Source organism: Streptomyces sp. NPDC087845, assembly GCF_044742755.1.
Taxonomy (GTDB): domain Bacteria; phylum Actinomycetota; class Actinomycetes; order Streptomycetales; family Streptomycetaceae; genus Streptomyces.
The window spans coordinates 165053-178062 of sequence record NZ_JBIUVC010000013.1; the positions used below are offsets into that span (position 1 = coordinate 165053).

Here is a 13010-nt window from a genome sequence, read left to right on the forward strand (position 1 = left end):
CGTCCGGCACGGATGCTTAGGATGACGCTGTGAACACGGTGAGCGGAACAGAGGCCGAGTCGGAACCGGGCCCGTTGGGCAAGGTGCAGCCGCGGCAGCTGATCGTCACGGTCTACGGGCTGTACGCGCGCGACACCGGCGGCTGGATGTCCGTGGCCGCGCTGATCCAGCTGCTCGACGCCCTCGGCGTCGAGGGGCCGACCGTACGGTCCTCGGTCTCCCGGCTGAAGCGCGCCGGACTGCTCGAAGCCGAATCGGTGTCCGGGGCGGCCGGTTACCGGATCTCGCCCGAGACCGAGCGCATTCTGCGCGACGGCGATCCGCGCATCTTCGCGGCCCGAAGGGCCACCGTGGACGAGGGCTGGGTGCTGGTCGTCTTCTCCGTGCCGGAGTCCGAGCGCGCCAAGCGGCACACCCTGCGCACCCAGCTGACCCGGCTCGGCTTCGGTTCCGTGTCCGCCGGGGTGTGGATCGCGCCGGGACATGTCCACGGCGAGGCGGAGGACATGCTGGCCCGGCACGGGCTGCGCTCGTACGCCGATCTCTTCCGGGCCGACTATCTCTCCGTCGCCGGGGACAAGGGCGAGGACGGGAACGGGGACCTGCCCGCGAAGGTGCGCTCCTGGTGGGACACCGTCCGGCTGCAGCAGTTGTACGTCGAATTCCTCGCGGCGCACCGTCCGGTGGCCGCGCGGATCGCGAGGGGCGGCCGGGTGACGGACAGCGAGGCGTTCACGACGTACATCAGGGTCCTCACCGACTGGCGTCGGCTCGTCTATCTCGACCCCGGCGTCGCACGCGAACTGCTGCCCGCCGAGTGGAGCGGAACCGAGGCGTCCGAACTCTTCGACGAACTGCACTCCCGGCTGGCCGGTCCCGCCCATCGGCATGTCGAGCGGGTCCGGACCGGCTGACCCCGCCACGCGGCCGGGGCCGGTCCGCCCCGGCCCGGCGGTTCAGCGAGCGGTCGACCGTACGATCGTGAACACCGCACCCTCCGGGTCCGCCACGGTCGCCACCCGGCCGCCCGCCCCCTCCCGGGGCGGCTGCAGGACGTATCCGCCGATTTCCACCACGCGATGCGCTGCCTCGTCGGTGTCGTCGACCTCGAAGTACGTCATCCAGTGGGGGCCGCGGTCACGCGGCAGGGCATGGCCGACACCGTGCAGCGAGGCCACCGGACGGCCGTGCAGATGAAGGGTCTGGTAGTCGAAGTCGGCCGAGACGACGGCCTCCGCCTCGTAGCCGAAAACCGTCTGGTAGAACTTGCAGACCGTCGAGGTCTCGCGGGTCACCAGTTCGTTCCAGACGGGTGTGCCGGGGGCCCCCGCGAGCGCCGTACCAGGGTGCGCGGCGGCCTGCCAGATCCCGAAGACCGCGCCGCTGGGGTCGGAGGCGATGGCGAGGCGGCCCGCCTCACCCGCGTCACCCGAGTCGAGCGGCCCGACCGCGACCGTGCCGCCGCAGGAGCGGATCGCTTCCGCCGTGGCGTCGGCGTCGTCGGTGGCCAGGTAGGTCGTCCAGGCGACCTGCAGATGGCGGTCGGGCGGCAGTTGGCCGATGCCCGCGACGACTTTTCCGTCGATCAGCGCGCGGACGTACGGACCCAGCTGGTCCGGGCCCGGCACGAACTCCCAGCCGAACAGACGGGCGTAGAAGTCCTGGGTCGTGCTCAGGCCGTGCACGAGCAGACTCACCCAGCAAGGTGTTCCGGGCGTGCGCCGGGCGGCAGCCTCGGTCATCGTCACTCTCTCCTCGGACCATCGGGGTGGCCGTACGGGGAACGGGGCCGGTATGCCGTCGTGCGGTACAGGATGTGTGCGCCCCGTGCAGATGTTGCACCACCCGGCCCATGATGCGCCCCGGCCGCGCCGCACTTTCCGCGATCTCGACGGAGGGACACCGTTTTGGCGAGAAACGTCCTCTGCGACGTTGTTACGGGTGGGGAGGCTGCTGCGCGAGGATGGCACTCATGAAGCCCATCATCACGGCATCCGAATACGCGAGCGAGTCGGCGGGGCCACGTCCGCCGGTGCTCCTGGACGTACGTTGGCAGCTGGGCGGCCCGCACGGCCGTCCCGACTACGAGGCCGGGCACATCCCCGGGGCGGTCTTTGTCGATCTGGATGCGGAACTCGCCGGTCCGGCAGGCAGGGGCGGTCGTCATCCGCTGCCCGATCCGGAGGAATTCGGTGCGGTGATGCGCCGGGCCGGTGTCTCCCGGGACACTCCGGTGGTCGTGTACGACGGCGGCCAGGGCTGGGCGGCGGCTCGCGCCTGGTGGCTGCTGCGCTGGACGGGGCACAAGGACGTCCGGGTCCTGGACGGCGGTCTCGCGGCCTGGAAGGACGCGGAGGGGGCGCTCGGGACGGAGATCCCGACCCCGGCCGAGGGCGACTTCCGGCCGGTCCCCGGCGCTCTTGCACTGTTGGACGCGGACGGAGCGGCGGCCCTGGCCCGCTCGGGTCTGCTGCTCGACGCGCGGGCCGCGGAACGGTACCGGGGCGATGTGGAGCCGATCGACCGGGTGGGCGGCCACATTCCGGGTGCGGTGTCGGCACCGACCTCCGAGAACACGGGGGACGACGGCCGGTTCCTGCCCGCCCCGTCGCTGGCGGCACGCTTCAAGGGCCTCGGCGCGGACCGGGCGCCGGAGATCGGCGTCTACTGCGGCTCCGGTGTCTCCGGCGCCCATGAGGTACTTGCCCTGGCCGTCGCCGGGATTCCCGCGGCGCTGTACGCGGGCTCCTGGTCCGAGTGGTCCGCCGACGAGTCCCGCCCGGTCGCCAAGGGCCCCGACCCCCGGTAACGGAATCCGCGCCGCCCGTCGCGGCCGGAGCCGACCAGGCGGGATCCGGCCACATGTGGCGGGCGCGGCACGCGCCGCCCGCACGGTACGGGCGATGCGTCGGGCGGATACGGCACAAGGGCCCGTGCGCAGCGGCGTACGGGCCCTCGTCATGCTGCGGTCGCCCGCCTCAGTCCTGCTTCTTCCGGCGCGTACCGAAGACGATCTCGTCCCAGCTCGGCACGGCTGCCCGGCGGCCCGGCCGGACGCCGTCCGCCTCGGCCTGGCGGTCCGTCGTCCCGGTCAGCCGGTCGCGATGACCGGCCACCGCCCGCGGCATCAGTACATCCGCATAGGCGGAACCAGCACCCGCGGAGGCTGCCGCGGCCGGCGGCTCGTCGGCCTCCGGCTCCTGCGTGGCGGGTTCGAGGGCGGGCGGCTCGGGCGGTGCGGGACGCTCCGGCACCACCATGTCGCCGCGGAAGCTCGGTACGGCCTCCAGCAGGCTGGTCAGCGAATCACGCTCCCCGGCCGAGATGCCCCCGAAGTGCTCCTCGGGCTCGGGCGCGGGGGCCGGGGCCGTGGGCCGCTCCATCTGGCGGTCCAGGGCGCGGTCCAGCGGCCGGTCGCGGGGCAGCCGGGCGATCCGGGGCACGAACGGGAAGCTCGGCTCGGGCGCGGCGACGTCATCGGTCTCACCGATCAGCGAACGCGCCTCGTCGTCCACCGCCTGGACCAGCCGGCGCGGTGCGTCGTACGTCCAGCTCGCCGAGTGCGGCTCACCCGCGACCCGGTAGACCAGCAGGACCTCCCAGGTGCCGTCGTCACGGCGCCAGGAGTCCCACTGGACGGTCTCCTTGTCGGCGCCGCGCAGCAGCAGCCGTTCCTGCACGGCCTCGCCGAGCTGGGGACCGGCGTTCTCACCGGGACGGCGCACGGAGGTCTTCCGGGCCCGCTCGGCCATGAAAGCGCGCTCCGCGAGCACGGGGCCCTCGAAGCGGCGGACACGGTCGACCGGAATCCCGGCGAACTGAGCGACCTCCTCCGCGGAGGCACCGGCTCGTATCCGCGCCTGGATGTCGCGGGGGCGGAGGTGGCTCTCCACCTCGATCTCGATCTGGCCCAGCCGTGCGCGGTCGTTGCGCACGGCGGCTCTCAGCCGCTCGTCGATCGGAAGCGTGTACTCCGTGCTGTCCGCAGCCTTGAGCACCAGTCGTGTGCCGTCGTTGGAGACGGCCACGACACGCAGTTCGGGCATGGGGACCTCCCGGGTGGTGCCTGCCGACGTCACGTGCGTCGCTGCTTCCGCTAGTCGAGTGTGGCCTGCCCGGGTGCAGCCTGCCACAACATTGCCGTGTTGCCCGGCGTGTCGGGCGTGAGCCCTTGATCGCCGGTATGACACGGTGACCTATTGTGCAACACAAAGTGACCGATGGTCACCTCGTGTAGCCAGTCCCCGTGCGATGACGTGGCGCCGCCGGATCGAGTGCCTCCTTCGGCCCCCTCCCGAAGATCCCGGACACCCATGCGGGAGTCCGGCCCCAGGGCTCGCCACAGTACTCCATTCGGGCCATGTGGGTGGACCGCCGCGCCACCGAACTTCTCCTGAGGTGCGGGAGTTGAGTCGCCCCGCGGGGTGTGGAACGCCCTTCGCGCGTGTCCTGCTTCACAGAATCCCCTGAAGCGGAACTATTCACTTCGCTCAAATGTCCCTTCCTGTTGCATGGTGGGAGAGATGTCAATCAAGGGCTGGAAATGGTGCAGAAGCCGGAAAGTGACATAGAGCCCAAAGAAAGGCGTATAGATCTGAGCCTGCCTCAGGTGGCGGGCAGCGCCGTGGCGGCAGTCGCGGCAGCGGTGGCGGCCTCGCAGCTGGGTGTGTACGGAACGATCCTCGGCGCCGGGGTCATGAGCGTCGTCGCCACCTGTGGCGGTTCGGTCTTCCAGCACTTCTTCCGCCGCACGGGGGAGCAGATCCGCGAGGTGACGGTCCAGGCGAAGCAGCCGGGCCGTGAGGTGACCGTGCACACGCGGGAGACGGGCCCCCCTCGGGGGCCGCGGCCATCGGCGGCCGGAACACCTGACGGAGCCACGGACGCCACCACGATGATGCGCGCCGTGGACGCCGCGGCCGTGCGGGGCGAGACGGACGCCACGACCGTACTGCGCAACGTGGCGGACGATCCGGACCGCACACGGCTGCTGAGGCCGCTCGACGGGGCACCGTCGCTCACCACGGCCCGGTCGGCCCTGGACGAGGAGTTCTCCGAGGCCACCACTCACGGCACCCGCCTCCGTGGCTGGAAGCGGTCGGCGCTCGGAGCGGCCGTGGTCTTCGCCGTGACGATGGGCGGGATCACCACGTTCGAGCTCGTCTCCGGCAACGACCTGAGCGGTGGCCGGGGGACCACCGTCGGCTCCGTCGTGCGCGGCGGGGAGCGGGGCTCCGGGTCGAACGACCCGGCACCGTCGACCGGCACCGACCCCGGCCGGAAGCAGAGCCCGGGGCAGGAGAGCGGCACGACACCCGGCACGGACTCGCAGGGCGGGCAGAGCCGGAACCCGGACCCCGGCCAGGGCGGCCGTTCCTCGGCAGACCCGGTTCCCAGCCCCACGCCGTCCGACGGCACCGGCGGCCGGACGAGCCCGTCCCCGCAGGCCACGCCCTCCCCGTCGGCGCCCGGCGACGGCGGCGCCACCGACCCGAACCCCGCGGGCGCGGGCGGCGACGCCCCGGCGCAGGGCGACCGCGCCACCACGGGCACGGACACCGGGCAGTGAACGGCCGCCGTGCTCAGTCGCCCAGCACCCGGCGCAGATAGTCGTTGCCGAAGAGCCGGTCCGGGTCCAGCCGGTCGCGTACGGCGGTGAACTCGCCGAACCGCGGGTACGCCCCGGCGAGGTACTCGGCGTCGCGGGTGTTGACCTTGCCCCAGTGCGGGCGCCCGGCGTGGGCGGTCATGATCCGCTCGACCGCCGTGAAGTACGCCTGGTAGGGCGTGCCCCGGTACAGATGGACCGCGATGTACGCGCTCTCCCGGCCCGAGGCCGTGGAGAGCGCGATGTCGTCCGCCGGGGCGGTACGGACCTCCACCGGGAAGCCGACCCGCAGCGGCGAACGCTCGACCATCGCCCTGACCTCGCGCAGCGCCTCCACGGCGGCCTCGCGCGGCAGCGCGTACTCCATCTCCACGAATCGGACCCGGCGCGGACTGGTGAAGACCTTGTACGGGATGTCGGTGTACGTACGGGCCGACAGGGCGCGACTGGAGAGCTTGGCGATCGACGGAATGGTGGCGGGCACCGCCCGGCCGAGCGAACACGCCACCTGGAAGATCCCGTTGGAGAGGAGCTCGTCCTCGATCCAGCCGCTGACCTTCCCGAGCGGGGCGGCGGGGCCCGCGCTGCGGTTGTTGCGCTTGGTGTTGCAGTTGCCGGTGTGCGGGAACCAGTAGAACTCGAAGTGCTCGTTCTCGGCGACCAGCTCGTCGAAGCCGGCCGTGACCCGGTCGAAGGTCATCGGCTCCTCACGGGCCGTCAGCAGGAAGATCGGCTCCACCGCGAAGGTGATCGCGGTGACAACGCCCAGGGCGCCGAGCCCGATCCGGGCGACGGCGAAGATGTCGGCGTTCTCCTTCTGCGAACAGGTCAGCACCGTGCCGTCGGCGGTGACCAGTTCGAGGGCGCGGATCTGCGCGGATATGGACGCCGAGTCGCGGCCGGTGCCATGGGTGCCGGTCGAGGTGGCGCCGGCGACCGTCTGCTCCATGATGTCGCCCATGTTGGTGAGCGACAGGCCCTCCCGGGCCAGGGCGGTGTTCAGCCGCTTCAGCGGAGTGCCGGCCTCGACGGTCACCGTCATCGCCTCGCGGTCGATCTCCCGGATGCCGGTGAGCAGATCCGGGCGGATCAGCACGCCGTCGGTGGCCGCCGTCGCGGTGAAGGAGTGCCCGGTGCCGACCGGTTTGACCCGCAGACCGTCCTCGGAAGCCCGGCGCAGCACCTCGGCGAGTTCCGCCACCGAGGCGGGGGACACGGCCCGTACCGGACGGGCGCTGACATTCCCCGCCCAGTTACGCCACGCGTTCGTCGTCGTCCGTGCGGTGTCGGTCATCTTCCCCGCGCCCTTCCGTAGGAACCGGCCCGCTGAGCCGGCGGTATCCCAGGAACGCCACCGCGGCCGCGAGCGCTCCCGCCACGGCGGGCACCGCGTACCCCGCCTCGGCCCCGGACGCGTCGACCATCCAGCCGGCGGCCGAGGAGCCGAGTGCCACGCCGACGGCGAGCCCGGTGCTGGTCCAGGTCATGCCCTCGGTCAGTTTCGTGCGCGGTACGTGCTGCTCGACGAGGGCCATCGTGGTGACCATCGTCGGTGCGATGGCGAGGCCCGCGACAAAGAGCGCCACGGCCAGAAACGGGAGGTTCCCGGCCAGTTGGAGGGGGATCATACTCACGGCCATCGCGCACACACCCACCAGCCACCGGGCGGACGCCTTCCCCTTGAGGCGCAGCAGGCCGAAGACAGCTCCGGCCAGGCAGGAACCCAGCGCGTACACGGCCAGTACGAGGCTCGCCGCGGCCTTGTGGCCCTGCTCCTCTGCGAAGGCCACCGTCACCACGTCGACCGCCCCGAAGATCGCACCCGTCGCCACGAACGTCACCACGAGCACCTGGAGGCCCCGGGCGCGCAGCGCGGTACCGCCGGTGTGCTGCTCGCGCGGATGGGGCACCGGCTCGGTGGCGCGCTGCGCGGTCAGCCAGCAGACGCCGGCCAGCAGGAACCCGGCCGCGAGGAGCGGCCCCGCCTCCGGGAACCAGGCGGTGGACAGACCGATCGAGATGATCGGTCCGAAGATGAAGCACACCTCGTCGACGATCGACTCCCACGAGTACGCGGTGTGCAGCTGCTGCGGCGAGCCGCGGTAGATCTCCGCCCAGCGCGCCCGGATCATCGAACCCACGCTGGGCACGCAGCCCGCGCCCGCCGCGAAGACGAAGAGCGACCAGTCCGGCAGCCGCTGCTGCGCGCAGATCAGGAGGCCGGCCACCGCCGCCAGTGCGACGAGGGTGGCGGGACGCAGGACACGGCGCTGCCCGTGCCGGTCGACGAGCCGGGAGATCTGCGGCCCGGCCACCGCCGCCGACATCGCCAGCGTCGCGGAGAGCGCGCCGGCGAGCCCGTAGCGGCCGGTGAGCTGCGAAACCATGGTCACCACACCGATGCCCATCATGGACAGCGGCATCCGGCCGAGGAATCCGGCCGCCGAGAACCCCTTGGTGCCGGGGGCGGCGAATATCGCGCGGTAGGGACTGGGCAAGGAAGTCTCCGGAACAGCGTGATCGCACGCGCCTGTAATGCATGAATATGGCCGGTACAGCTTACGGTCGGGGTGGTCGGTCCGACAGCGGGGTGGGCCGGGTAATCGATGTCGGTGGGAGCGCCGTCCGAGGCGAGTGGCAGGATCGATGCCATGTCCGATCTGCGCGACCCCGCTCCCTACGACGCCCTGCTGCTGCTCTCCTTCGGCGGCCCCGAAGGCCCGGACGACGTGGTCCCGTTCCTGGCGAACGTGACCCGTGGCCGCGGCATCCCCGAGGAGCGGCTGAAGGAGGTCGGCAAGCACTACTTCCTGTTCGGCGGCGTCAGCCCGATCAACGCCCAGAACAGGGCCCTGCTGGACGCCCTGCGCAAGGACTTCGCCGAGCACGGACTCGACCTGCCGGTGTACTGGGGCAACCGCAACTGGGCGCCGTACCTCACGGACACCCTGCGCGAGATGGTCATGGACGGACGCCGCCGCATCGCCGTACTCGCCACCAGCGCCTACGCCTCCTACTCGGGCTGCCGGCAGTACCGCGAGAACCTCGCCGAGTCGATGGCGGCCCTGGAGGCCGAGGGGCTTCCGGTGCCCCGGGTCGACAAGCTCCGGCACTACTTCAACCATCCCGGATTCGTGCGGCCCATGGTGGACGGCGTGCTCGCCTCCCTGGCCGACCTCCCCGAGGGCGTACGGGCCGGGGCGCACCTCGCCTTCACCACACACTCCATCCCCACCTCCGCCGCCGACACCTCCGGCCCCGTGGAGGAGCACGGCGAGGGCGGCGCGTATGTCGCCGAGCACCTGGACGTCGCCCGGCTGATCGTCGACGCGGTGCGCGAGGAGACCGGCGTCGAGTACCCCTGGCAGCTCGTCTACCAGTCGCGCAGCGGAGCCCCGCACATCCCGTGGCTGGAGCCCGACATCTGCGACCACCTGGAGGTGCTGCACGGCGAAGGGGTCCCCGCCGTGGTGATGGCCCCCATCGGGTTCGTCTCGGACCACATGGAAGTGCTGTACGACCTCGACACGGAGGCCACCGCGAAGGCCGCCGAGCTCGGACTCCCGGTGCGCAGGTCCGCGACCGTGGGCGCCGACCCGCGATTCGCCGCGGCCGTGCGTGAACTGGTGCTGGAGCGCGCGGCCACCGAACAGGGGCGCGGTGCGCAGCGGTGCGCGCTGGGAGCGCTCGGCCCGAGCCATGACCTCTGTCCGGCCGGCTGCTGTCCGGCCCGGGCCCTCAAGCCCGCCGCCGCGGGCGTCGACAGTCCGTACGCCTAGGGGCTACGGGACAGCCCTCAGCCCCCGCCGTTCGCCCGGAGAACCTGGAGCGCCGTGACCGACCCGAACCTGTCCGAACTGCTCGACCTCGCCCTGGAGGCCGCCCGCCGCGCCGGTGCGCTGCTGCGCGACGGCCGCCCCGCCGACCTGGGGGTGGCCGCGACCAAGTCCAGCCCGATCGATGTCGTCACCGAGATGGACATCGCCGCCGAGAAGCTGATCACCGGCTTCCTCACCGAGCGGCGCCCCCAGGACGGTTTCCTCGGTGAGGAAGGGGCCAGCGCGGAGGGCAGCAGCGGTATCCGCTGGGTCATCGACCCGCTCGACGGCACCGTGAACTACCTGTACGGACTGCCCACGTGGGCCGTCTCCATCGCGGCCGAGCGGGACGGCGAGCGGGTCGTGGGCGTGGTGGAGGCCCCGATGCGCCGCGAGACGTACCGGGCGGTGCTCGGCGGCGGCGCGTACGCGACCGGCGGTGTGTACGGCGAGGGCACCGCGCTGCGCTGCCGGCCGGCGCCGCCGCTCGACCACGCGCTCGTCTCGACCGGCTTCAACTACGTCGGCCGGGTCCGTGCGCACCAGGCGGACGTGGCCCAGCGGCTGATCCCGCGGCTGCGCGACATCCGGCGCAGCGGCTCGGCCGCGGTGGACCTCTGCGATGTGGCCGCGGGGCGGCTCGACGGCTACTACGAGCGCGGGCTCCACCCGTGGGACCTGGCAGCCGGTGATCTCATCGCCCGCGAGGCGGGGGCGTACACCGGCGGCCGTCCCGGGCTGCCCGCCGACGGTGACCTGACGGTCGCCGCGACACCGGGTGTCTTCGAGCCGCTGCAGGCCCTGCTGGAGGAGCTCGGCGCCTGGCACGACTGAGGGCTGTCCGGGCCCGTCCCGGCACGCGAGAGGGCCCCTGACGCCGGATGCGGCATCAGGGGCCCCTCACGTGGTTCAGACGCGCGTGGCGCCGATTTCGACGCCGTGCTCGGCGGCGAGGCGGTGCAGGTCGTCCAGCTCGCCCTGCTCGACATCCGCGAGGAAGTCGTCGCCCGTCTCGCGAGCTTTCGTGAGGTCGGACTCGGTCGTCTTGATGCGCTGCAGCAGACCTGCGGTGAAAGCGTCCATAATGCGCCCCCTCATCGTGGGTCGGTGGCACGGGGGTGTGCCCGGGTTTCCCTCCGCACGGAGGCGGTAGGGCGGGTGATCACGCACTCTCCGGGGACGGAGTGGCCAGTGGCGCGCCACATTCAAGGCGTGATCGCGGGTGTGAATGCGTCCTCCCCGGCACCGAGCTCAGAGAAACCTCAACTGGCCCGGAAATCCTGCGGCTTCCCCGGGTCCCTGGCCGGCCAGCGCCGCCTTACCGCCGGTTTATACGCGTTGCGGGCAGGATGGAGCAGCACAGACCGATGCCGATGAGCGGCCCGCATCACGGACCGTGAGCGCATCGGGACGTTCCGCAGTTTTCGACGTTCTGAAGTTTCTAGGGAAGGACAGCGCCGTGCGCGTACTCGTCGTGGAGGACGAGCAGCTGCTCGCCGATGCGGTGGCCACCGGATTGCGCCGTGAGGCCATGGCCGTCGATGTCGTGTACGACGGAGCCGCGGCCCTGGAGCGCGTCGAGGTCAACGACTACGACGTCGTGGTGCTGGACCGGGACCTCCCTCTCGTGCACGGCGACGACGTCTGCCGCCGGATCGTCGAGCTGGGCATGCCCACCCGGGTGCTCATGCTCACCGCGTCCGGGGACGTCAGCGACCGGGTGGAGGGGCTGGAGCTGGGCGCCGACGACTATCTGCCCAAGCCGTTCGCCTTCAGCGAGCTCACCGCGCGGGTCAGGGCGCTGGGCCGGCGTACGACGGTGGCGCTGCCGCCCGTCCTGGAACGCGCCGGAATCAAACTCGACCCCAACCGCCGCGAGGTCTTCCGGGGCGAGAACGAGATCCAGCTCGCACCGAAGGAATTCGCCGTGCTGGAGGTGCTGATGCGCAGCGAGGGCGCGGTCGTCTCGGCCGAGCAGCTGCTGGAGAAGGCATGGGACGAGAACACCGACCCGTTCACCAATGTCGTCCGGGTGACCGTCATGACGCTGCGGCGCAAACTCGGCGAGCCGCCGGTGATCGTCACCGTGCCCGGTTCCGGATACCGGATCTGACGGCCGATGCCCACTGTCCCGGCGCCGCCGGCAGCGCCCCCGAAGCCCACCTGGGAGCCCAAACAGCAGGAGCCGCCCTACTGGCTGCGCCCCACCATCCGGATAAGGCTCACGCTGCTGTACGGCGGCATGTTCCTGATCGCGGGCATCCTGCTTCTCTCGATCATCTACATGCTGGCCGCCCAGGCCCTCCATGTCGGCGGCGAACTGCCGTTCAAGATCGTGAGCGGCCGGGTCACCAGTGACGTGTGCAACTTCAGCTTCAGCGGCGAGCCCACGTCCGACGCCGTCAACGCGGCCATGAACTCCTGCGTCAACCACCAGCGCCAGCAGGCGCTGGACACCCTCCTGAACCGGTCACTGCTTGCCCTGGTCGGCCTCAGCGTCATCGCCTTCGCCTTCGGCTACGCCATGGCGGGCCGGGTGCTCTCCCCACTGGGCCGGATCACCCGCACGGCCCGCCAGGTGGCCGGAACCGATCTGTCCCGCCGGATCGAGCTGGACGGCCCGGACGACGAGCTGAAAGAGCTCGCCGACACCTTCGACGAGATGCTCGACCGTCTGGAGCGCGCCTTCACCGCCCAGCAGCGGTTCGTCGGAAACGCGTCGCACGAGCTGCGCACCCCGCTCGCGATCAATCGCACGCTGCTGGAGGTCCATCTCTCCGATCCCCAGTCCCCGCCGGAGCTCAAACAGCTCGGCAAGACCCTGCTGGCCACCAACGAGCGCAGTGAGCAGCTGGTCGAGGGCCTGCTGCTGCTCGCCCGCAGCGACAACCAGGTCATCGAGCGCAAACCCGTCGACCTGGCCGAGGTGGCCTCGCGCGCGATCGACCAGACGCGCGGCGAGGCCGAGGAGCGCGGCGTGGAGATCCGCGGCGAGCGGGCCCCCGCCGTCGTCCAGGGCAACGGCGTCCTGCTGGAGCGGATCGCGTTGAACCTCGTGCAGAACGCCGTGCGCTACAACGTCCCGGAGCAGGGCTGGGTGGAGGTCACCACCGAGCTGCAGTCCGGCCAGGCCGTGCTGGTGGTCTCGAACACGGGCCCCGTGGTGCCCGCGTACGAGATCGACAACCTCTTCGAGCCCTTCAGGCGGCTGCGTACCGAGCGAACGGGCAGCGACAAGGGGGTCGGGCTCGGCCTGTCGATCGCGCGGTCCGTGGCGCGCGCTCACGGCGGCCGTATCCTCGCGGAACCCCGTGAGGGCGGTGGCCTTGTGATGCGTGTCTCACTGCCGGTCTGACGGGCCGGACGAGGCGATCCGCCCGCGCATCACTTTGTTCGCTTTGAGCGGAATTTTCGGGACCTGGGCCTGGAACGGCCGTGTGTGATCGATCACAGAATCGAATGCGGGGACACCCACGCTCCGTGATCAGGGTCTTCACCGGAAAACCCGCAAAAGTCGGGGTTTTCGGGGCCCGATATCACGGGAAGTACACGGGGTGGCGCCCGTGAAGCGCGACACCGGGACC

Annotated in this window: 12 protein-coding genes; 7 read left to right on the forward strand and 5 right to left on the reverse strand. The window is 71.5% G+C overall.

Annotation, left to right across the window (positions count from 1 at the left end; translation table 11 throughout):
• Positions 1 to 29 precede the first annotated feature (29 nt).
• Positions 30 to 914 (forward strand): PaaX family transcriptional regulator C-terminal domain-containing protein, encoded by an 885-nt coding sequence (locus tag ACIOMQ_RS29785; protein ID WP_362203646.1) that lies wholly within the window; start codon positions 30 to 32, stop codon positions 912 to 914.
• Between the two features lie 42 nt (positions 915 to 956).
• Here the strand turns inward: ACIOMQ_RS29785 and ACIOMQ_RS29790 are convergent, their stop codons facing one another.
• Positions 957 to 1742, reverse strand: a complete 786-nt coding sequence (locus tag ACIOMQ_RS29790; RefSeq protein ID WP_401263551.1) for a VOC family protein — start codon at positions 1740 to 1742, stop codon at positions 957 to 959.
• A gap of 230 nt (positions 1743 to 1972) precedes the next feature.
• On the opposite strand from ACIOMQ_RS29790, the gene ACIOMQ_RS29795 reads away from it, so the two are divergent.
• Entirely contained in the window at positions 1973 to 2809 is an 837-nt protein-coding gene (locus ACIOMQ_RS29795) for a sulfurtransferase (RefSeq protein WP_362203652.1), read from the forward strand.
• A 169-nt stretch (positions 2810 to 2978) separates the two neighbouring features.
• Here ACIOMQ_RS29795 and sepH read toward each other — a convergent pair whose 3' ends face one another.
• The gene (sepH, locus tag ACIOMQ_RS29800; protein WP_362203655.1) at positions 2979 to 4046 is read right to left on the reverse strand and encodes a septation protein SepH; all 1068 of its coding nucleotides are present in this window, start codon (positions 4044 to 4046) and stop codon (positions 2979 to 2981) included.
• 497 nt (positions 4047 to 4543) lie between these two features.
• On the opposite strand from sepH, the gene ACIOMQ_RS29805 reads away from it, so the two are divergent.
• A complete protein-coding gene (locus ACIOMQ_RS29805) occupies positions 4544 to 5569 on the forward strand; it encodes a hypothetical protein (protein WP_402191116.1) in 1026 nt (341 codons plus the stop codon).
• Positions 5570 to 5582: 13 nt separating this feature from the next.
• Here ACIOMQ_RS29805 and ACIOMQ_RS29810 read toward each other — a convergent pair whose 3' ends face one another.
• On the reverse strand, positions 5583 to 6902 hold the full coding sequence (locus tag ACIOMQ_RS29810) for a D-arabinono-1,4-lactone oxidase (RefSeq protein ID WP_362203661.1): 1320 nt from the start codon (positions 6900 to 6902) through the stop codon (positions 5583 to 5585).
• Positions 6862 to 8106 carry an MFS transporter gene (locus ACIOMQ_RS29815; RefSeq protein ID WP_362203664.1) on the reverse strand — a complete coding sequence of 415 codons (1245 nt, stop codon included), beginning with the start codon at positions 8104 to 8106 and terminating at the stop codon, positions 6862 to 6864. Before ACIOMQ_RS29815 ends, ACIOMQ_RS29810 begins: the two co-directional genes overlap by 41 nt.
• A 153-nt stretch (positions 8107 to 8259) precedes the next feature.
• Here ACIOMQ_RS29815 and ACIOMQ_RS29820 point away from each other — a divergent pair, with 153 nt between their 5' ends.
• Positions 8260 to 9387, forward strand: coding sequence for a ferrochelatase (locus ACIOMQ_RS29820; protein WP_401936098.1), 1128 nt, complete (start codon positions 8260 to 8262; stop codon positions 9385 to 9387).
• A 54-nt stretch (positions 9388 to 9441) separates the two neighbouring features.
• Positions 9442 to 10260, forward strand: a complete 819-nt coding sequence (locus ACIOMQ_RS29825) for an inositol monophosphatase family protein (RefSeq protein WP_362203670.1) — start codon at positions 9442 to 9444, stop codon at positions 10258 to 10260.
• 75 nt (positions 10261 to 10335) lie between these two features.
• Here the strand turns inward: ACIOMQ_RS29825 and ACIOMQ_RS29830 are convergent, their stop codons facing one another.
• Positions 10336 to 10509, reverse strand: a complete 174-nt coding sequence (locus ACIOMQ_RS29830; RefSeq protein WP_362203673.1) for a hypothetical protein — start codon at positions 10507 to 10509, stop codon at positions 10336 to 10338.
• Between the two features lie 376 nt (positions 10510 to 10885).
• On the opposite strand from ACIOMQ_RS29830, the gene ACIOMQ_RS29835 reads away from it, so the two are divergent.
• A complete protein-coding gene (locus tag ACIOMQ_RS29835) occupies positions 10886 to 11539 on the forward strand; it encodes a response regulator transcription factor (RefSeq protein ID WP_362203676.1) in 654 nt (217 codons plus the stop codon).
• Positions 11540 to 11545: 6 nt separating this feature from the next.
• The gene (locus ACIOMQ_RS29840) at positions 11546 to 12781 is read left to right on the forward strand and encodes an ATP-binding protein (RefSeq protein WP_362203679.1); all 1236 of its coding nucleotides are present in this window, start codon (positions 11546 to 11548) and stop codon (positions 12779 to 12781) included.
• Positions 12782 to 13010: the final 229 nt, after the last annotated feature.